At 58.0% G+C, this 20,321-nt stretch carries 21 protein-coding genes; 11 read left to right on the top strand and 10 right to left on the bottom strand.

Annotation, left to right across the window (positions count from 1 at the left end):
- The first annotated feature begins 95 nt into the window (after nt 1-95).
- Genes VIN96_RS12470 through VIN96_RS12445 form a run of 6 tightly spaced genes read left to right on the top strand, consistent with a single transcriptional unit; the run spans nt 96 to nt 6,245 of the window.
- Nucleotides 96-1,262, top strand: a complete 1,167-nt coding sequence (locus VIN96_RS12470) for a D-alanyl-D-alanine carboxypeptidase family protein (RefSeq protein ID WP_331896556.1) — start codon at nt 96-98, stop codon at nt 1,260-1,262.
- Nucleotides 1,263-1,281: 19 nt separating this feature from the next.
- Nucleotides 1,282-1,917, top strand: a complete 636-nt coding sequence (gene tmk, locus VIN96_RS12465; RefSeq protein ID WP_331896555.1) for a dTMP kinase — start codon at nt 1,282-1,284, stop codon at nt 1,915-1,917.
- Nucleotides 1,918-1,930: 13 nt separating this feature from the next.
- Nucleotides 1,931-3,055: a DNA polymerase III subunit delta' gene (locus VIN96_RS12460; RefSeq protein WP_331896554.1), complete on the top strand. Its 1,125-nt coding sequence runs from the start codon at nt 1,931-1,933 to the stop codon at nt 3,053-3,055.
- Between the two features lie 35 nt (nt 3,056-3,090).
- Nucleotides 3,091-4,653, top strand: a complete 1,563-nt coding sequence (gene metG, locus VIN96_RS12455; RefSeq protein WP_331896553.1) for a methionine--tRNA ligase — start codon at nt 3,091-3,093, stop codon at nt 4,651-4,653.
- Between the two features lie 9 nt (nt 4,654-4,662).
- Nucleotides 4,663-5,472 carry a TatD family hydrolase gene (locus VIN96_RS12450; protein ID WP_331896552.1) on the top strand — a complete coding sequence of 270 codons (810 nt, stop codon included), beginning with the start codon at nt 4,663-4,665 and terminating at the stop codon, nt 5,470-5,472.
- Entirely contained in the window at nt 5,472-6,245 is a 774-nt protein-coding gene (locus VIN96_RS12445; RefSeq protein WP_331896551.1) for an MBL fold metallo-hydrolase, read from the top strand. Before VIN96_RS12450 ends, VIN96_RS12445 begins: the two co-directional genes overlap by 1 nt.
- 293 nt (nt 6,246-6,538) lie before the next feature.
- Here VIN96_RS12445 and VIN96_RS12440 read toward each other — a convergent pair whose 3' ends face one another.
- Together VIN96_RS12440 and VIN96_RS12435 are read right to left on the bottom strand one after the other, a co-directional pair.
- On the bottom strand, nt 6,539-6,838 hold the full coding sequence (locus tag VIN96_RS12440) for a hypothetical protein (protein WP_331896550.1): 300 nt from the start codon (nt 6,836-6,838) through the stop codon (nt 6,539-6,541).
- Nucleotides 6,839-7,293: 455 nt separating this feature from the next.
- Nucleotides 7,294-7,545, bottom strand: a complete 252-nt coding sequence (locus VIN96_RS12435; RefSeq protein ID WP_331896549.1) for a hypothetical protein — start codon at nt 7,543-7,545, stop codon at nt 7,294-7,296.
- Nucleotides 7,546-7,817: 272 nt separating this feature from the next.
- Between VIN96_RS12435 and VIN96_RS12430 the strand changes: the two genes are divergently transcribed.
- On the top strand, nt 7,818-8,315 hold the full coding sequence (locus tag VIN96_RS12430; protein WP_331896548.1) for a YchJ family protein: 498 nt from the start codon (nt 7,818-7,820) through the stop codon (nt 8,313-8,315).
- Nucleotides 8,316-8,328: 13 nt separating this feature from the next.
- Here the strand turns inward: VIN96_RS12430 and VIN96_RS12425 are convergent, their stop codons facing one another.
- Nucleotides 8,329-8,553, bottom strand: a complete 225-nt coding sequence (locus VIN96_RS12425) for a hypothetical protein (RefSeq protein WP_331896547.1) — start codon at nt 8,551-8,553, stop codon at nt 8,329-8,331.
- Nucleotides 8,554-8,626: 73 nt separating this feature from the next.
- Between VIN96_RS12425 and VIN96_RS12420 the strand changes: the two genes are divergently transcribed.
- Nucleotides 8,627-9,391 (top strand): YkgJ family cysteine cluster protein, encoded by a 765-nt coding sequence (locus VIN96_RS12420; protein ID WP_331896546.1) that lies wholly within the window; start codon nt 8,627-8,629, stop codon nt 9,389-9,391.
- Here VIN96_RS12420 and VIN96_RS12415 read toward each other — a convergent pair.
- Nucleotides 9,372-12,119, bottom strand: coding sequence for a cation-transporting P-type ATPase (locus tag VIN96_RS12415; RefSeq protein ID WP_331896545.1), 2,748 nt, complete (start codon nt 12,117-12,119; stop codon nt 9,372-9,374). The genes VIN96_RS12420 and VIN96_RS12415 overlap by 20 nt on opposite strands.
- Nucleotides 12,120-12,264: 145 nt before the next feature.
- Between VIN96_RS12415 and mazG the strand changes: the two genes are divergently transcribed.
- Both mazG and VIN96_RS12405 read left to right on the top strand, forming a co-directional pair.
- Nucleotides 12,265-13,089 (top strand): nucleoside triphosphate pyrophosphohydrolase, encoded by an 825-nt coding sequence (gene mazG, locus VIN96_RS12410; protein ID WP_331896544.1) that lies wholly within the window; start codon nt 12,265-12,267, stop codon nt 13,087-13,089.
- Between the two features lie 45 nt (nt 13,090-13,134).
- Nucleotides 13,135-13,755, top strand: coding sequence for a hypothetical protein (locus VIN96_RS12405; RefSeq protein ID WP_331896543.1), 621 nt, complete (start codon nt 13,135-13,137; stop codon nt 13,753-13,755).
- A gap of 67 nt (nt 13,756-13,822) precedes the next feature.
- Here the strand turns inward: VIN96_RS12405 and VIN96_RS12400 are convergent, their stop codons facing one another.
- Nucleotides 13,823-15,415 (bottom strand): Ig-like domain-containing protein, encoded by a 1,593-nt coding sequence (locus tag VIN96_RS12400; RefSeq protein WP_331896542.1) that lies wholly within the window; start codon nt 15,413-15,415, stop codon nt 13,823-13,825.
- Between the two features lie 146 nt (nt 15,416-15,561).
- Here VIN96_RS12400 and VIN96_RS12395 point away from each other — a divergent pair, with 146 nt between their 5' ends.
- Nucleotides 15,562-16,284: a response regulator transcription factor gene (locus VIN96_RS12395; protein WP_331896541.1), complete on the top strand. Its 723-nt coding sequence runs from the start codon at nt 15,562-15,564 to the stop codon at nt 16,282-16,284.
- Between the two features lie 11 nt (nt 16,285-16,295).
- On the opposite strand, the gene VIN96_RS12390 is transcribed toward VIN96_RS12395, so the two are convergent.
- From VIN96_RS12390 to hfq, 5 genes are all read right to left on the bottom strand, one after another.
- Nucleotides 16,296-17,159, bottom strand: coding sequence for an NAD(P)-dependent oxidoreductase (locus VIN96_RS12390; RefSeq protein WP_331896540.1), 864 nt, complete (start codon nt 17,157-17,159; stop codon nt 16,296-16,298).
- 47 nt (nt 17,160-17,206) lie between these two features.
- Nucleotides 17,207-18,052 carry an inositol monophosphatase family protein gene (locus VIN96_RS12385; protein ID WP_331896539.1) on the bottom strand — a complete coding sequence of 282 codons (846 nt, stop codon included), beginning with the start codon at nt 18,050-18,052 and terminating at the stop codon, nt 17,207-17,209.
- Between the two features lie 43 nt (nt 18,053-18,095).
- A complete protein-coding gene (locus VIN96_RS12380; protein ID WP_331896538.1) occupies nt 18,096-18,365 on the bottom strand; it encodes a hypothetical protein in 270 nt (89 codons plus the stop codon).
- A gap of 184 nt (nt 18,366-18,549) precedes the next feature.
- Nucleotides 18,550-19,995, bottom strand: coding sequence for a GTPase HflX (gene hflX, locus VIN96_RS12375; protein WP_331896537.1), 1,446 nt, complete (start codon nt 19,993-19,995; stop codon nt 18,550-18,552).
- A gap of 6 nt (nt 19,996-20,001) precedes the next feature.
- Complete coding sequence (gene hfq, locus VIN96_RS12370) at nt 20,002-20,253, bottom strand: RNA chaperone Hfq (RefSeq protein WP_331896536.1); 252 nt, start codon at nt 20,251-20,253, stop codon at nt 20,002-20,004.
- Between the last annotated feature and the right edge of the window lie 68 nt (nt 20,254-20,321).

The following is a 20,321-nucleotide window of genomic DNA, read 5'->3' as shown; positions in this document are numbered from 1 at the left end:
TGGCAAGATTCCCGACTATAGGGGGGTAGCCCTGGCGGTGCTGGGCGCGTAAAGTTGAGCCGATTCCCATCCATTTGAGCTGTTAGACGTTCCTTATGCTTTTGTCTCGCCGTATTTTTCGATCCGTTTTGGCCGCAACCTTGCTGAGCGGTGCGGTCCATGTCCAATCTGTGTGGGCTTTGGACACGCCCGCCAGCCACGTTTTCATGGTCGACACCACGACCGGAACCGTGTTGCTGGACAAGAATGGCGACACCGCCATGGCGCCCGCGTCGATGAGCAAGTTAATGACGTTGTACATGGTGTTCGAACGCTTGCAGGACGGGCGGTTGTCCTTGGACGACAAATTCTACGTTTCGGAAAACGCCTGGCGCAAAGGCGGGGCCAAAACCGGCGGTTCGACGATGTTCTTGGAACCCAGCATGCGCGTGCGGGTCGAAGATCTGATCCGCGGCATCATCGTCCAGTCGGGTAACGACGCGTGCATCGTGATCGCCGAGGCCCTGTCGGGCAGCGAAGAAGCCTTCGCCGCGGATATGACCAAGAAGGCCTACGAGTTGGGCATGACCGGATCGACGTTTAAGAATTCCACCGGCTGGCCGGACCCCGAACACCGCGTCACCGCGCACGATTTGGCGCGCCTCGCGCAGCTCACCGTGGAACGGTTTCCCGAATATTATCACTACTATTCCGAACAAAGTTTCGTCTTCAACGGGATCAAGCAATCTAACCGTAACCCATTGATTTACAAAGATATGGGCGCTGACGGATTGAAGACCGGCCACACCGAGGAAAGCGGCTACGGTCTGACCGCGTCGGCCAAACGCGACGATCGTCGTTTGGTGTTGGTGGTCAACGGTTTGTCGTCGAAGAAAATGCGCTCGACGGAATCGGAACGTTTGCTTGAATGGGGCTTTCGTGAATTCGGCAACTATCCTTTATTTAAGGCCGGCGACGTGGTCACAGACGCCAATGTGTGGCTGGGGCAAAAAGCCAGCGTGCCGCTGGTCATCGAAAACGACCTGACCCTGACCCTGCCCAAACGCGCGCGCCAAGGCATGAAGGTGAAGGTAACCTTCGAGGGCCCAATTCCCGCACCGTTGCAAAAGGGCCAACGCGTCGCCATGCTGTCCATCACCGCGCCCGACGTGACGCCCGTCGAGATCCCGCTTTTGGCGGGTGAGAGCGTCGAGCAACTAGGCCTGGTGGGCCGCTTGGGTGCGGCGCTCGATTACATCTTGTGGGGCGGCGGGTCGCGCTGACATATAAAGGACGTAGGCGATGACGCGGGGCCGGTTCATCACGCTGGAGGGGGGCGAGGGCGCGGGGAAATCCACGCAGATCGCGCTGCTCAAGGACGCGCTTGAAGCGTCCGGGCGCACCGTGCTGACCACCCGCGAACCCGGCGGTTCGCCGGGCGGCGAAGAAATCCGCAATCTGCTGGTCAACGGCGCGACCAATCGCTGGGAACCGCTGAGCGAAGCGCTGCTCAATTACGCCGCGCGTTACGAACACCTGCAAAAAGTCATCTTGCCCGCGTTGGACGCCGGAACGTGGGTGATCTGCGACCGGTTTGCCGATTCCACCATGGCCTATCAAGGTTACGGCCACGGCATGGACCGCGAGATCATACGCCGCCTGCACCGTCTGGTGGTCGGCGAAACGAACCCCGACCTGACGTTGATCTTCGACCTGCCGGTCGAAGCCGGGTTGGAACGCGCCGGGATACGCGGCGAGGGCGAAGACCGTTACGAGCGCATGGGACTGGATTTCCACAATCGTCTGCGCGAGGGTTTTTTGGAAATCGCCAGAAAGCATCCGGCGCGCTGTGAAGTGATCGACGCCACCGGCGATATCGGCGCGGTGGCGATGGCTGTGCACGACGCCGTCGCCAGCAAGCTGGGGATCGACCTGTGATGGATGACATCTGATGGACGATTTCGATCTTGAAAACTGGCCGCCGCGGCCGATCGAAAACACTCAATTGCAAGGCCATGACGAGGCCGAACGCACGCTGCTGGACAGCTACAATTCCGGTCGTCTGCATCACGCCTGGCTGATCACCGGACCCAAGGGTATCGGCAAGGCGACCCTGGCGCATCGTTTCGCGCGCTTCGTTTTGGCCAACGGCAAAAAGGATAGCGGACCCAGCCTGTTCGGCGATGCCTTGCCTGCCGTCGATCCGACCAGTTTGCAGGTCGAGGCCGACAGCCTGGTCTACCGCCGCATCGTCGCCGGCGGTCACGCCGATATGTTGGTGATCGAACGGCGCATCAACGAAAAGACCGGAAAACTGAAAACCGTCATCGACGTCGACAGCGTCCGTGAAGTGGGGTCGTTTTTGCGCCTCACCCCGGCCGAAGGCGGCTGGCGGGTGGTGGTCATCGACAGCGCCGACGAAATGAACCCCAACTCCGCCAACGCGGTGCTCAAGGTTTTGGAAGAACCGCCTAAGAACGCGCTGCTGATCTTGGTCAGCCACAATCCCGGACGGTTGCTGCCGACCATCCGCTCGCGCTGCCGGACCTTGAAACTGCGCCCGTTGAGTTCCGATCTGCTCACCGGTTTGGTGCGCACCTACGCGCCGGATGTCAGCCATGAGGACGCCGAGCGTCTGGCGGTGCTGTCGGACGGTTCCATCGGTCACGCCTTAGGGCTGGTGGAAGAGGGCGGTCTGGAACTTTACGCCGAATTGCTGGCATTGCTTCACACCCTGCCCAGGCTCGACGTCCAAGCGTTGCACGCGTTGGCCGACAAGGTGGCGCGGGCCGGCGCCGACGATGCCTTTCGCACCGTCACCAGCCTGTTGCGCTGGTGGTTGGAACGCATGGTGCTTACCGCCGCGGGCAAAACGCCCGCCACATCGGGCGCTGCGGACGACGAAGCGTTGTTTATGGCGGGGCTGGCGTCCCAGGCAAGCCTTGATCGCTGGTTCTTAGTGTGGGAAAAGATCAATCACTTGGTGGCGCGCGTCGACGGCTTGAATTTGGATAAGAAGCAAATCGTCCTGGATGCCTTTCTGGGGATCGAAAGCACCGTTCAAGCCGCGCGCTAAAATGTTAAAAGGTACTGAATAGAAAGAGTTAAGCGATGGCCGGTGCTAAACGCTATTACGTCACGACGCCGATCTACTACGTCAACGACATTCCCCATATCGGCCATGCGTACACCACGCTGGCGTGCGACGTGTTGGCACGTTTCAAGCGCTTGGACGGTTACGACGTCAAATTCCTGACCGGCACCGACGAGCACGGCCAAAAGGTCGAAAAGTCGGCCCAGGACAAAGGCATCGACCCGCAGGCCTTCACCGACCAAGTGTCGCAGCGCTTTCGCGATCTGCTTGGCACCATGAATTTCTCCAACGACGACTTCATCCGCACCACCGAGGAACGCCACCGCATCTCGGTTCAAGAGCTGTGGAAACGCTTGAAGGATCGCGGCGAAATCTACCTGGATAAATACGCCGGTTGGTATTCGGTCCGTGACGAGGCCTTCTACGCGGAATCAGAACTGAGCAAGGGCGCGGACGGAAACTTCGTCGCGCCCACCGGCGCGCCGGTCGAATGGGTGGAAGAAGCCAGCTATTTCTTCAAGCTGTCGGCCTGGGGTGAGCGGTTGTTGAAATTCTACGACGAAAACCCCGATTTCATCCTGCCCAAGACCCGCCGCAACGAAGTCATCAGCTTCGTCGAAGGCGGTTTGCTTGACCTCTCAGTATCGCGCACCACGTTCAAGTGGGGCGTGCCGGTGCCGGGCGACGACGAACACATTATGTATGTGTGGCTCGATGCGCTGACCAACTACATCACCGCGGTCGGCTTCCCCGACGAACAGCACGGCGAGTTTCAGACCTACTGGCCCGCCGATCTGCACATGGTCGGCAAGGACATCTTGCGCTTTCACGCGGTCTATTGGCCGGCGTTTTTGATGGCGGCGGGGATTGAGCCGCCCAAGCGCGTGTTCGCCCACGGCTGGTGGACCAACGAAGGCCAAAAAATTTCCAAATCCACGGGCAACGTCATCGACCCCATCGAACTGGTGGAAACCTATGGCCTGGATGCGGTGCGCTATTTCCTGATGCGCGAAGTGCCGTTCGGCAACGACGGCGATTTTTCCCATGCCGCCATGGTCGGGCGCATGAACAGCGAACTGGCCAACGATTTGGGCAATTTGGCGCAGCGGGTGTTGTCGATGGTGGGCAAGAACTGTGGCGGCGCGGTGCCCCAACACGGCGACTTCACCGAAGACGACCTGGGCATGCTCAACGCCGCGCGCGACGTCATCGACAAGGTGCGCGAACATATGGATGTACAGGCCTTCAATCTGGCGCTCGAAGATGTGTGGGTGGTGGTGCGCGCCGGCAACGGCTACGTCGATCGCCAAGCGCCGTGGAAGCTCAAAAAAGAAGACCCCGCGCGCATGGAAACGGTTTTGTACGTGCTCGCCGAAAGCATCCGCCACATCGCCTTGGTGTTGCAGCCGTTCATGCCCCAGGCGATGGAAAAGATGCTCGACCTGTTGGTGGTGTCGCACGAACACCGCAGCTTCGATTTCATCGGCGAAGGTCACGCCCTGGTGCCCGGCACCGCGTTGCCGACGCCCGAAGGGGTGTTCCCGCGTTACGTGGAAGCGGAAGCGGGTGAGGGGAAGTAGGCTCTAGCCATGCTCGTCGATAGTCATTGTCACCTCGATTACCCCGAATTCGCCGACCTCGACGCGGTGGTCCAGCGTGCGGGCGCAGCAGGGGTCGGCGCGATGTTGACCATCGGCACCGAACTCAGCCGCTTTCCTGGCGTGTTGGCGGTGGCCGAGGCCCAAGACAACATCTACTGCACCGTCGGCGTGCACCCGCACGAAGCGGGCCGCGAATCAGCTGGGGGCGATATGGTGGCGCTCGACGAGCTGCTGCGCCTGGCCGAACACCCCAAAGTGGTCGGGTTTGGAGAAACCGGTCTCGATTACTTCTATGAGCGCAGCCCGCGCCCCGAACAGCAACAGAGCTTTCGCATCCACATCGAAGCCGCCCGGCGGATGCAACTGCCGTTGATCGTGCACACCCGCGACGCCGACGACGACACCCTCGACATTCTCGCCGATGAGATGAAAAAGGGCGCGTTTCCGGGTTTGATCCACTGTTTCAGCGCCTCCGCCGCGTTTGCCGCCGCGGCCGTCGAGATGGGCCTTTATATCTCCGTCTCCGGTATCGTCACCTTCAACAAGGCCGAAAACGTCCGCGAAGCGGTCAAGGACGTGCCGGTTGAGCGCTTGCTGGTCGAAACCGACGCGCCCTATTTGGCCCCGGTGCCGTTTCGCGGCAAGCCCAACGAACCTGCATACACCCGCTATACCGCTGAAAAGTTAGCAGAAATCAAACAGATAAGCTTTGATGAGTTGGAACGCGCGACGACCGATAACTTCTATCGCTTGTTCACCAAAGCGCAACGTCCCGATCAGCACAAGGGGGAAGCTTAGTGCGCGTCACGGTTCTCGGCTCAGGATCCAGCACCGGCACGCCCTCGATCGAGGCGGGCTGGGGCAAATGCGATCCCAACAACCCGAAAAACCGCCGCACACGGCCCTCGATCTTGGTTGAAGACGCTGAAACAACCGTCCTGGTGGACACCTCACCGGATCTGCGCGAGCAGCTATTACGTCATCAAATCAAACACATAGACAGCGTCGTCTACACCCATGCCCATGCCGATCATCTGCATGGCATCGACGATCTGCGCGGCATCAACCGGTTGATGAACCGATCCATTTCGGCTTATGCGGACGGGGCGACCATCGCGGCCATCCGGGCCCGGTTTCCCTATGTTCTGGAGCCTTTGGATCCGGAAGCGACGATGTTTTACAAGGCCACCTTGGTGGCGCATGAATTCGGCCATGGCGACACGTTCGATGCGGCCGGGCTCCGTGTGACCGCGATCGAGCAAGATCATGCCTATATGAACACCTTCGGTCTGCGCTTTGGCGATTTTGCCTATTCGACCGATTTGATCGCCATGCATGAAGACGGCTTCGATCTGTTGAAGGGGATCAAGGTGTGGATGCTCGGTACCTTCACCGACAAGCCGCACCCGACCCATCTGCACATCGATCGCGCCCTGGAATGGATCGAAAGGGTGGGCCCCGAACGCGCCTATCTAACGCACCTGAGTTTCGGTTTGGATTACGAGACGGTGCAGCAACGCCTGCCGAAAAACGTCTTCATGGCCTATGACGGTCTCACCATCGACATCTGAAGTCCATCGAGAGGGGCGCGTGTTCAGTGCGTGCGCAGCTTGCTGATACTTCAAACCGGGCACGGCATACGGCACTAAACTTAATGATGATATATGCAGGTCAGTATATTGGAATTAAACGCATAATATAATTTTCCATAATATACATTATGCGATAATGATTGGGACGTTGTTCCGGTTTCTCGTTCTGTTCACGAGAACATCCCCCACCTAGTTGATGCCTCTCTCCGGGAGGTTCGCAATGTCTAAATGAGAGCACCCTGGGTACAGGCATGATTATGCTGTGTGCGCATTTATTCCGGTATTTTGGGCAGCCGAAAAGTCGCTACGTAGAGATAGATCATTGCGTACATGATGGCTGCAAAAAATATTGCACTTACCCAATCCTCATTGCCAGCAGATCCTACGTACACCCATGTGGCAGACATAAATGTCGCTGCACCAAGCCAGTGGGCGAACCCATAAGTCAAACGCTGATTTTTATCAAAAAATCGCATTACTACATTGAAAGCAAAGGCTGCTGTTATGCAGGAAATGGCAGATATTACCCAAAAGAATGCAAATATCGTGATGTAGTCAATGAATGCTGGCATGCTGTTAGTTCCCCAACTTGTTTCTAGTTCCCCAACTTGTTTCGCACGTAGGGAGGTCGTAGCCTCTGCGTGACTTTGGGAGCGCGGTGTCGCAGCCTCGGGTTATACATCCCGCCTTCGGCCCGCCTCTTTTAAACCTTTCCCCACGCTCCGGCGTTGGCGTTTGCCCCCGCCCCTGAAAAGCACAGCGCTCCTAAAGCTGATGCTACTTCGCCGTCAGGCGAAAATGCGCTTGCGTCATACAGCGGTGTTTCTGGTTCTCAATCCTTAGAGAAAGAACTCACTAAAGAGCCTCCTGAAAGTTTTCGATTTAAAGGCCCAAACAACGGAGAGCAGAACGAAAATTACGCTCAAGCCGTAGGTCCAAAGTCTACCGGCAACGTGCGCGATAAGGCCGTTAAACAACAGGTTGGGGGGTGCGCATGAGCCTCCAGCTTTTCAGCAAAAATGCTGTCTTAAGCGCCCTTCTTCACAACCAAGTATGTGATTGCAGCGATAGCGGCAAACATTGCGACAGCAAAGGCAATTGCCCAAATCCAGCTACCAACAGCAAAGCTTGTCAAAATCATGAGCGCGCTCACCAGAAACGCCCAGGTCGCAAATAGCAGCCAATTGCTCTTAACAAGCGTCCCCATACTTATTGCGGCAGCACCAACAATGGAGAAAAGGACAAACGCGGTTGTGATTATTTGCGTTTCAATCGACATGTAACCGCTCATAAAGCAGTGGGTGTGGGATGGTGAAACCTCACACTCATAATGATGTATGGCCTATGGAAGGTCACGACAAAAGTTTCGCCTGCGTTAACTGATTCAAGGTCCACAAAAAACACGTTCTCGATCTATCTTCGTGACCATAAAGCCGATCTGGAAAAACGGCGCAAACCGTGGTGTCGCCATTGCCCTAGCGGGAGGTTTGCAGGTATAGAATGTCGGAGATGCATATCTCTTCTTCTTTTCCTTGATCGAAAGTATCCGACATGTCCGTGAACGACGCCTGCCCATGCAATTCCGGTAAAAACTACGACGACTGCTGCGGTCCGATTTTGAGCGGCGCGAAAAAAGCCGAGACGGCGGAAGCCTTGATGCGTTCGCGTTACACCGCCCACGTCGAGGGCAATTTCGATCATGTCGCCAACACCCATGCGTCCGAGGCGCGCGCCACGTACAACAAGTCCGCCGCCGAAGCGCAGTCCAAAAACACCACCTGGGTGGGCTTGGAAATCATCGAAACCACCGACGGCGGTGTCGATGACGAGACCGGCACCGTGACCTTCACCGCCCGGTTCGAAGAGAACGGCAAGCTGCATGCGCACCGTGAACGTGGCGAATTTCGCCGCGAAAACGGTGAATGGATGTATGTGGACGGTAAAATCAACCCGCAGATCGAGCCGCGTCGCGTCGATAAGGTCGGGCGCAACGATCCCTGCCCCTGCGGTTCTGGCAAAAAATACAAGAAATGCTGTGGCGCGGGCTGAGCTAAGGCGCGCCTCAATACCCACCCCGACGCTGCGCGATGTAGATCAAGCCGTGCCATGTGGCGACGCACAGACTCATCACGCCCACGATGCCGCTGATGGCGGCGCAGCGGGTGTTTTCGGTCTGCAGGCAGTCGATGAAGACGATCAGCACCACGACGGACAGTACCAGCGCCAAAACGGCCCAGCGTAGCCGCGCATTTGTCGCAAAGTCTTTGATTGAGAACGGCTTGGGCATGTAGTCTGGCTCTATCTCATGAGTTTTGCGGATTTACTCGTCCAGACGAGAGTTTACCGCCAAGGGACGAAGCATGGAACGCCATTTCGAATGCACCGCGTGCGGTAAATGCTGCCAGGGCTGGCTGCCCTTGTCCCTGGACGATGCTTTGCGCCATGCCGACCGGTTTCCCTTGTTTTTGCTCTGGACGCCGGTGCGCCAAGGCGGGAAATCGTTCGATTTGACCGCCCGGTTGGGGTTCACCATCAAGCTCAAGAACAGAAAACAGGCCGCCGTGCGGCTGACGGCGATGTCATACGTGCCTTCGAACACCCCCTGCCCAGCCTTGCGCGAAGATGGGCTCTGTGCCGTTCATGACACCAAACCGCAGCGCTGCCGCACCATGCCGCTTTCGGGCAGCCGCGCCGAAAGCGATCAGACCGACCTGTTGATCCCGGCGCCGGGTTGGGAATGCGACATCTCCACCGCCGCGCCGGTGCTTTACCGCGACAAGAAAATCGTCGAGCGCGCCGCGTTCGAAGACGAGCGCACCGCGTTGGAGAAGGATGCGGAAATCCTGCGCCCGTTCGCGCAGCTGATGCTCGACAGCCTGCCGAGCCTGCGCATGGAATTGGAAAAGATGGCGTTACGCCCACAAGGCGGGCACGTGATCGTGAATTTCTCGACCCTTTTGCCGCGTTTGGGCGGGGTCGACATCCATGCCCTCGCCGCCCAACAAGCACCGGTGATGGAGGCGTTCGCGGCACTGACCGCAGGCGATCCCCAATACAAGGCCGAGCATCAACGCTACGTCGCGTGCGCCGAGGAATGGCGGCGCATCATGGACGATGCACCTTAGGTTTTTTCTTGGTGTGGTTCTTGCGAAACAGCGCTTTTTCGATTTCCACCAGGAACAGCACCGTGGACGACACCGCGACGATGCGCAGCCAATCCATCCAGCCGATGGCGGTGGTGCCGAATAGGGTTTGGAACGGCGTGAGATAGGTAAAGCCGATCTGAAACAGCACCAGCAAGGCGACCGCGATCAGGACGTATTTATTGCCGAACAGGCCGTGCCCGTTCAGTACCGGCGCGGTGATGTAACGCGAATTGAACAGATAGAATATTTCGAAATATATCAGTGTGTTGACGGCGATTGTTCGGGCGCGTTCCAAGCTCGCGCCCTGCTCCGTCTCCCACAAGTACAGGCCGAAGGTGCCAATCAGCAAGACGACGGAGACAAACGCGATGCGCCACAGGAACATCGGCGACAACACCGCTTCGTCGCGGTGTCGGGGCGGACGCTTCATGACGTCGCGTTCCGGCGGCTCGAACGCCAACGACAGCGCCAAAGTCACCGCCGTGATCATGTTGACCCACAAAATCTGCAGTGCCGTCAAAGGCAGCTCTTGATAACCGAGCAGCACGGCGGCGATGATGGTCAGCGCCTCGCCGCCGTTGGTGGGGAGGATGAACAAGATCGACTTGCGGATGTTGTCGTAAACGGTGCGGCCCTCCTCCACAGCGTACGCGATGGAGGCGAAGTTGTCGTCCGCCAGCACCATTTCGGCGGCTTCCTTGGCCGCTTCGGTGCCTTTGTTGCCCATGGCGATGCCGACATCGGCGCGTTTGAGCGCCGGGGCGTCGTTGACCCCATCGCCGGTCATGGCGACGGTCAAGCCGCGGTCTTGCAACAAACTGACCAGGCGCAGCTTGTCTTCGGGGCTGACGCGGGCGAAGACATTGATGTCGTTGAGCCGTTCGCGCAACGCGTCGTCGTCGAGGGCTTCCAAATCCAAACCTGTCAACGCCATATCGGGATTGTGCAAACCCAACTGGCGGGCAATCGCGGACGCCGTGGCGCGGTGATCGCCGGTGATCATTTTGATATTGATGCCCGCGCTTTGGCAGGCTTGCACGGCGGTGATCGCCTCTTCGCGCGGCGGGTCGATGAAACCGAACAGGCCCAACAGCACCAAGCCGCCTTCGACATCTTGGAAATCCAGTTCCATATCGTGACTTTGGCCGGGTTTGGTCGCCACCGCTAACACCCGCTGGCCGCGCGCCGCCAAGGTTTCGGTGAGGCTGTGCCATTTCGCATGGTCCAACGGCGCTTCGCCCGCATCGGTGCGCACGCTCGCGCACATCGACAAGACCCGTTCCGGGGCGCCTTTTTGAAAGATAAAGGCCGCGCCGGTGTGGTCGTGGTGCAAGGTGGCCATGAACTTGTGGCCCGATTCAAACGGGATCAGGTCGGTGCGCGGCAACAGCTTGGCCAGGGTCTCAGGCTCCTTCCCGGCCTTGATCCCGGCGATCAGCAGCGCCCCTTCCATGGGGTCGCCATGGACCCGCCATTCGCCTTCGCGCTGTTCCAGTTCGGCGTCGTTGCACAGCATCGCGGCGCCCACCGCCTCTTGCAAAACGTCCAGATCGCCGACGAACACGTCCGCACCGTCGATTTGAAAGCTGCCGTGGGGGTCGTAGCCGGTGCCCGACAGCTCAAACGTCCGCTCTGCGGTGACGATGGTGCGCACGGTCATTTCGTTGCGCGTCAGGGTGCCGGTCTTGTCGGAACAGATGACGTTGACCTCGCCCAAAGTCTCGACCGCGGGCAAGCGGCGCACGATGGCGTTGCGCACCGCCATGCGCTGCACCCCGATGGCCAAAGTGATGGTCATGATCGCGGGCAAGCCCTCGGGGATCGCCGCCACCGCCAAGCCGACCGCGGCCAGGAACATCTGTGTCGGGGTGTAGCCCTGCACCAGCACGCCGAACGCGAACGTCGCAAAGGCGATCAGCAAGATCGCGCCGGTCAGCCAGCGGCCGAACACCGACATTTTGCTCAGCAGCGGCGTGGTTAGTTGCTCGACCCCCGCGACCAAGGTGCTGATGCGCCCGATTTCGGTCGCCGAACCGGTGGCGATCACCACCCCCGCCCCTTGCCCAGACGTCACCAAAGTACCGGAATGGGCCATGCACAGGCGGTCGGCCAAAACGGTATGTTCCGCCAACGCGGCGACGCTTTTGCCGACAGGTACGGATTCACCGGTCAGCACCGCTTCTTGAATGTTCAGCCCTTTGACCCGAAACAGCCGCAAATCGGCTGGAACCCGGTCGCCCGATTGCAACATCACCACGTCGCCCGGCACCAATTGGGCGGCGTCGACGGTGGCGCGGTGCCCGTCGCGCAGCGCCATGGCTTGAGGCGACAGCATGTTGCGGATGGCGCGCAGCGCGTCTTCGGCCTTGCCTTCTTGAATGAAACCGATGACCGCGTTGATCACCACCACCCCGACGATCACCGAGGTGTCGATCCAATGCTCCAGCACCGCCGTGGTTGCGGCGGCGGCCAGCAAAACGTAGATCAGCATGTTGTGAAATTGCGCCAAAAACCGCATCAGCGGCCCTTTGGGCTTCACTTCGGCCAAAGTGTTGGGGCCATAGCGTTCCAGGCGTTCGCTCACCTGGGAGGAGCTCAAGCCCTCGGCTGAACTGTCGAGGGTGGAGAATACATCCGAACTAGCTTGGGCATGCCAAGGCGGTGTCGGGGAAATTTGAGGGGTGTTTATGAGTTCGCGATCGGACATGGATAGCCCCGTCAAGTGGACAAAAGTCATTGGAATTCCACTCGTCCATTATTCCATTTTTCTGATCGGCTTCAAAGCAATAGATCGGTACGCCGCGCAAGGTTATGGGTTTCGATTTGCGTAAAGTGAGGTCATAATTCGCCCCATGACAAAATCACCCCTACCCAGCTCCGATCTCGACGGTTTGTTGCAGTTGATGGCGCGATTGCGTTCGCCTGAGGGCGGTTGCCCTTGGGATCTGGAACAGACCTTCGCCACCATTGCGCCGCACACCATCGAAGAGGCCTACGAGGTCGCCGACGCCATCGATCACGGCGACATGGCGCATTTGAAGGACGAGTTGGGCGATTTGCTGTTTCAGGTGGTGTTCTACGCCCAAATGGCCAAGGAGCAAGGCGCGTTCGATTTTCACGACATCGCCGCCGCCATCACCGACAAGATGGTTCGCCGCCACCCCCATGTGTTCGGCTCGCAAACCGGCATCGACGACGCCGAGGCCCAGACCGTCAATTGGGAAGCGCTTAAAGCCGAGGAACGCAAAGCCAAGGCGGCCACGGACACCAATGGCGCGCGTCACGGTGCGCTCGACGACGTCAGCCCCGGCCTGCCGGCCTTGATGCGCGCCGCCAAGCTGCAAAAACGCGCCGCCCGGGTGGGATTCGATTGGTCGGACGTCCAACCGGTATTCGACAAGTTTCGCGAGGAACTGGGTGAACTGGAAGCCGAAGTCGCGCGCGGCGACCGCCCTGCCATGGAGCACGAGGTCGGCGATTTGCTGTTCACGTGCGTGAATTTGGCGCGCAAGCTCGACATCGATCCGGAAACCGCGTTGCGTCACGCCAACGGTCGCTTCGAAACACGTTTCGGCCACATTGAACGCACATTGTGGAGCCAAGAGCGCACCGTCGAAGACACCGCGCTTGAAGAATTGGACCGCTTGTGGGATCAGGCCAAGCAGGTACAAGATTAGGCTTGCGATTGGGCGCTTTCTCGCCATCATAGGATCATGTTTAAAATGAATTTCAAAGCGTTCGCGGGCAAAGCCCTTTCCTTAGCCGCCGCCACTGTCGTGTTGGCGTCGTGCTATCTTCCGGCGCGCTTCGATGCGGAAATCGAACTCGACAAGGCGGGCTACTACTCGATGAAGTTCGACGGTTACTTGGCCGATGTGGACCTCTATCGCGGGCTCAAGGACGGCAAGATTTCACCGGCCGAAGAAAAAGAAAAGATGGCGGTGATCGAACGCGATTTCGCTCGCGACGCCAGCACCAAGGAATACCAGTACTACCGCGAAGGCCACTTCCGCGTGAAATGGGAACGCGCCGGCGATCTTTTGAAGGCCAAGACCGTCACGTTCATCCGCCGTAACGAATTGATTTTCCAGCTCAAATACGTGGAAAATTCGGGCTATATCGTTCTTGAAGGCAAATCCATCACCAAGGAAAACCGTCAACGCATTCAGCAGATGGGCTTGGGCATGCAAGGCCAGATCCGCGTCAAAACCGATTTGCCGGTCAAAAGCCACAACGCCACCAGTGAAAAGAAAGATCCCCGCGATCCGCGTTTCAAGTGGCTGGTGTGGGATATCGCCTCGATCATGAGCCCGCGCCCACGCGCGGTGTTCATCATCGAGTAGCGCTATCGCGGTCAAGTTCAGTGCTTGCAATCTTCTGATTGCAAAGCCACTGAACCCGACCGACGAATTAGCTGAACAAGTCGCTGCTGTATTGAAGGGTGATGTCGGCGTGTGCTTCCAAGACATCGTGTGACATGGATTCAGGCGCGTCTGTGCCCGCGACGTAGTCGATGTCTTCGTCGCCATCGAGCAAGAACAATTGACCTTCCCCGGGGCCGAGATCGCGGTTGTGGTTGTTGCCGGCCTTGATGGATACGGCGAACAGATCGTATTCGCTGTAGTTTTCGTTCAAAAAACCGCTCAGGTTGACGTCGTCTAGATCCGTTTCGCCGCCATACCAGCCGTCGATCTTCACTTTGGTGAAGGCGTCAACGTCATCTTTCAGATAGAGCACGATGTTCGAAACCTCATGCTCTGCGGTGCCTTTTTTGTTGGTGAAGGTTCCGAAATGATCGCCATCCAGTGGATCGCCGACGGTGCCGCCAATGCCGCTGATGTCGATATTCACCGTAGCCGTTGAAACCGCGCCATGATTATCCACGATTTCATAGGTGAAACTGTCCTGTGCGCTGTCCCCATCGTTTAGTCCGTTGAAGGCACCGTTGGGGTCGTAATCGTAGCTGCCATCGGCATACATGGTCAGCAATGCACCTGATTCCAGTATTGTCTTTGCGCCGATGTTGGCTTGATCACCATTCACCGATGCAACTGAAATGGTGTCCAACCGGTCGATGTCGCTGTCGTTGTCGAGAACATTGCCGCGGATCACGGTTTGCTCATCGGTCGCGTTGGTATCCGAAATCGCCGTCGGATCATCGTTGACACCGGTGACGGTCACTGTGAACTGCGCGTCGTCGCTGCCGCCGTTTCCGTCATAAACGCTGTAGGTGTAGGTTTGTGAGATCTCTTCGCCGAAGGACAGGTAGTCGGCATCCCGGGCATCGATCTCGATGGTTCCGTTCCCGCTCACAACGAAAGAAACGCCTTGGGCCAATTCAATGGATTGTCCCACCAGTACGCCATTGTCGTTGATTGCCGTGACGGTCATATCGGCTATGCCGTCGTTGTTGTTATCTGGTGCGTCGAGATCAATATCGTTGGCGAAGAGGTTCGCGATTAGGGTTTGGTCTTCGTCTACTGCAAGAGCATCGTCGATGGCGTTAACAGGGTAAGGTGCGTCGCCATAGAGCTTGTCGGACGCGGAACGGTCGCCGTTGACGATCCCGACGGAGGTTTGCCGCACGGTAAAGCTTTCCAACGCCAAATCGTCCAAGGTCAGGCCACGCAGAGAGGATGACAGGATGAAGGTCGTGGTTTGTATGTCGTCACCGGCTTGACCCGGCGTGCCAATTTCCACACCGATTTCATAAGGGCTGTCAGGTACACCGCTGGAGGTGCTGCCGCCGCCCAAGTTGGAAACCTCTCCGCTTTGATTGACTTCCGTCACATCGTCACCGTTTACATTCAGTGTGCCAAGCAACAAGTCGTCAGAGACGTCGAAAAAAAGGCCGCGCAAGTCGCCGATCAAGTTGTCGCCGTCGCCTTCGTTGGACACAGTGAACGATAACGTCCCATCGTCTTGTTCTGTGATGGTGACGGTGGCAGGCGCCATGGCGTCGGAACCGGTTTGCGTATCCAGGGTAAAGGTGAGTGTTCTCATGACATCCTCTCTTTTGTGCGCGGGGGGCGCATCGGGGCAACGGTTGGAGTTACGGGCCATCATGAGTATGGAGATGTATTGTTTGGATATAATGTGTAAAATGTTAGGAATATGTTAGAACTGTCCACTCCTTCTGAAAGTTTGCGATGAAACAGCACGTTCTCATTGTTGATGATGACGAAATGATCCAAGCCATGGTCTCATTTCTGGTCAAGGAAGAATTCAGTGTGCGCACCACGCAGGTCGAGACCGGACTGGATATGCACACTGTTCTCAAATCGGATCGCGTTGATTTGGTGATTTTGGATTTGGGTCTTCCAGATGAGGACGGACTGGCGTTGGCTCGGCAAATCCGTGCTCGTGACGATGTCCCAATCATCGTTTTGACTGGCGATCAGTCTCATGAGCGGTTGATTTCCGCCTTGGAGATCGGGGTTAACGACTTCATCACCAAACCGTTCGATCCTTACGAGTTGCGACTGCGGGTCAAGAACCTGCTTCGTTACAATCACCCGCGACGCAGAACATCCGCCAACGCCGAAGATGAGCAGCGCATCCAGATCGGTGATATGCGGTTGGACCTAAATCGTCGTTCACTGGATCGACCTGACGGTACAATCGTTCCGCTTACTATAAGCGAATTCAACATCTTATCGGCCTTAGCGCTCAAACCGGGCAAAGCGCTGTCGAGGGGCGATTTGCTCGACGTCATCGCGCAAGGGGGCGACGGTCCTTCCCCCAGAGCCATCGATGTGTACATCCGTCAAATCCGTCAAAAGATCGAACCAAATGCGCACAGCCCTCAATTCATTCAGGCCGTGCGCGGATATGGCTACATCTTTGTCGGTCAGACTAGGCCCAAGCCCTGAGGGCGCAAGAATTAACGCTTGAGGCGGCGGATCAGGCTTGAGGTGTCCCAGCGATTGCCACCCATGGCCTGAACGTCTTTGTAGAACTGGTCGACCAACGCGGTGACGGGCATTTGCGCGCCATTATTTTCGGCTTCCGCCAGCACGATGCCGAGATCCTTGCGCATCCAGTCCACGGCGAAGCCAAAATCGAACTTGTCGTCGACCATGGTGGTGCCGCGGTTGTCCATCTGCCACGATTGCGCCGCGCCTTTAGAAATGACGTCGAGCACCAACTTGCTGTCGAGCCCCGCCATTTCGGAGAAATTGAGCGCTTCGGCCAAGCCCTGCAACGCACCCGCGATGCACACCTGGTTGACCATTTTGGTCAGCTGGCCGCTGCCGCTGGGGCCCATCAAGGTGACCGCGCGCGAAAATGTGTCGATCACCGGTTGGGCGGTGGCGAAGGCGTCCGCGTCGCCGCCGCACATCACCGTCAACGCGCCGTTGATCGCCCCGGCCTCGCCGCCGGACACGGGCGCGTCGATGAAGCTGACGCCGCGTTCCTTGCCCGCCGCGTAGAGCTCGCGCGCGACTTCGGCGGACGCAGTGGTGTTGTCGACGAAGATCGAGCCCGATTTCATGCCGCCGTAAGCGCCGTTTTCACCCAACACCACGGCGCGCAGGTCGTTGTCGTTGCCGACGCAGGCGAACACGATGTCCGCACCATCGACCGCAGCTGCCGGCGTGTCGGCCTTCGATCCGCCAAATTCCGCCACCCACTTTTCGCTCTTGGCCGCGGTACGGTTGTAGACCGTGGTGTCGTGTCCGGCTTTTTGCAGATAGCCGGCCATGTGATAGCCCATGACGCCAAGGCCGAGAAACGCGGTTTTCATGCGGGTGCTCCTTACGAGAATTGGGGAAGTGAAAGATGACGGGCAGTTTAAGAGATGTCTTGGTCCTTGAACAGAACCTGATGCAAAGCATCGAAGGTGCGTTCGTTGGGCGTCATCAAAAGATGCTTGCCGTTGCTGATGCGCGCCGGATTGTAAGCGCCCTTGCCCTCGCCCATGCGCGCAAACCCACAGGCTTCTTCGATCATCAACGTGCCTGCGGCGTGATCCCACGGCATCAGACGTCCGCCATAAAGGGCGAAATGGATCTTACCCAACAGCAGATCAAGGTACTCGCGCCCGCAGCAATGGTAGCGCACCAAATGCTGAGGCAATCCTTGTTCGCCCTTGGCCTTACGCTCTTTGATGCGTTTGCGAATGCCGTCGCCGAGCGATCCGGTCATGTCTTCGATGGTGTTGGGCGATTCGATGGATATGTGCTGCCCTGCCAGGTAGACCCCTTCCCCGCGCCGCGCGGTGGCGCACACCCCGGCTACAGGATCGTAGATCCAGCCCATTTGCGTCTGTCCGCCTTCGATCAGCGCGCAGATCATGGCGAAACACGGCTTGCCCTTGGCGAAGTTGTTGGTGCCGTCCAGCGGGTCGACGACCCACACGGGCTGATCGCCGGTCAAGCGGTGAATGATGTCGGGGTTGCGATAGCAGTCTTCTTCGCCAAGGACGAAGCTGTCGGGCAGCAATTTGCCCAAGCCTTCGCGCAAGCGATTTTCCGCTTCGAGGTCGGCGGTCGTGACGACGTCGCCGGGACGGTCCTTGGTTTGAATTTCGTGGCGTTGCAGTTGGTTGAAGCGCGTCAGAATTTCCTGCTCGCCAACATGGCGAAGCAATTGTTCTACATCGTGCACCAAAGCGTCCATGGCGTCATTTTTCGTCATCAGCGACCTCCACACAAGTGTTCTTATGGCGTGGCGGTGGTCTTTATGGCGAAAAGATATCCCGGTCGCGTTTGAAACCGGCTTTCAAGGCGTCGAGATACAGATACGTCGCCGCATCCCGATCGCCCTTTTGCTTCATCGCCCGCACCACATAGGCGCAAAAGGCGACGGCCTCCGCCTTGCCGTGCAAGCCGAAGGTTTCGGATATTTCCTTCAATCCGTCATGGGTGATCTTTCGCGCCATGACGTTCAATTGCGATTTCACGAAGCGATGCTTGTCGCGCCATTTGCGTTGTGCGTCTGCCGTGGCCATTGATCTGTCCTTTCGCCCCTTCTGGGTTGATCAAAGAAGACCCATTTATTATCTACTAGTAGATAAGCGAAGTCAATGCGAAACGTGCAGAAAATCGGAAAGAGCGCGTTATGTGTGAGGCATGAAACAAAGGCCACGGCTGCAGGTATGCAGCCGTGGCCTTTATGTGAGATCGAAACGGGATTTAGCTTTTGGCTTGGAGCTGTTCGAAGCGGCGCGCGTTGGCCGGTTCCAGGCGCACCGTCAGATGAACGCCGTGTTCGTCATCGACGCGATCGAGCACCTCGCCATGGGTGTAAAGCCATGACTGCAATTTACCCTCATGGGCCTTCAGCACCACCGAGAGGGTTTCTTCGTTCTGGGACAGCTGGCCTTCGAGAAGGTTGAGAAACTGATCGACCCCCTCGCCCGTCACCGCCGAAATCAACACCACCGGGCTGTCGGCGCGCCGGGCGATGTTGGATTGCAGTTCGTGCTCTTCGGCATCGAGCAGATCGCACTTGTTGCGCACTTCGATCTGCGTACGGCTGATTTTTTCGTCGTCGAGACCGAGGCTTTTCAAAACCACGTCAACGTCGGCTTTTTGCGCCTCGGTATCGGGGTGGGACATGTCGCGCACATGCACGATCACTTGCGCTTCCAAGACCTCTTCCAAGGTGGCGTGGAAGGCTTCGACCAATTCGTGCGGTAGGTCGGAAATGAAACCGACGGTATCGGACAGAATGATGTTCTTGCCCGACGGCAGCGCCAAGGTGCGCATGGTCGGGTCCAAGGTCGCGAACAATTGGTCTTTGACGAACACGTCCGAGCTGGTCAAGCGATTGAACAGCGTCGATTTACCGGCGTTGGTATAGCCCACCAGCGCGACGATCGGATACGGCACCTTGCGGCGCGCCTTGCGGTGCAGTTCGCGGGTGCGTTTGACGTCTTTCAACAACCGTTTCAGCTTGTCGATGCGTTGATCGATCAAGCGGCGATCGACTTCGATTTGGGTTTCGCCGGGACCGCCCATGAAGCCCGCGCCGCCGCGTTGGCGTTCCAAGTGGGTCCAAGAGCGCACCAGGCGCGAACGCTGATAGGTCATGTGCGCCAAATCGACCTGCAGGCGCCCTTCCTTGGTGCGCGCGCGTTCGCCGAAAATTTCCAAAATAATGCCGGTGCGATCCAGAACCTTGCAGTTCCAAGCTCGCTCCAGGTTGCGCTGCTGCACGGGGCCCAATTGGGTGTCGATGATCACCACCCCGACATCGCGCCCATTGATGATGGTCCCTAAGCGTTCCATGGTGCCCTTGCCGAAGAAGGTGCCGGGCTTCAGGCCGCTCAAGGCGACGACTTCGGTGGCGACGATATTCAGTTCGATGGCTTCGGCGAGGCCGACGATTTCCGCCAGCCGCGCTTCGGGCGCACGTGCACCCGCGCCGTCACTCTTGCGTGCGGCGGATTTCAGATAAGGATGGATGACCAGGCAGCGTTCGCCGCGGGCGAAGTCTTCATGACCGTAACCTTCGCGCGCCAAGTCGTCGCGCGCGAAATCGTCGCCGTCCTCCCCCAAGGCGTCGTCGATCATCTTATCGTCGTCGTCTGTCTCCCCCCCGGAGCCGTCGGACCCACCCACGGAGTGACTAGACAAGATGCATCAATCTTCGCTGTCGCCCGCATCCGGCTCGAAGAGCTGTATCGGCTGCGACGGCATGATGGTGGAAATGGCGTGCTTGTAAACAAGCTGGGTATGCCCGTCCCGGCGCAAAAGCACCGAAAAATTGTCGAACCACGTGACGATGCCTTGCAGTTTGACGCCGTTCACCAGAAATACGGTGACGGGGGTCTTCTGTTTGCGGATGTGGTTGAGAAACACGTCTTGAACGTTTTGAGACTTTTCCGAAGCCATGGTTGCTTCCTTATTTTCGATTATCAGCACGGACCCTCCGGAATTGGAATCCGTGCCATTATTTTTCC

The organism is Magnetovibrio sp., from assembly GCF_036568125.1.
Classification (GTDB): Bacteria; Pseudomonadota; Alphaproteobacteria; order Rhodospirillales; family Magnetovibrionaceae; genus Magnetovibrio.
The sequence above is the reverse complement of the archived record's forward strand: the minus strand, read 5'-3'. Positions and strand labels throughout refer to the sequence as shown.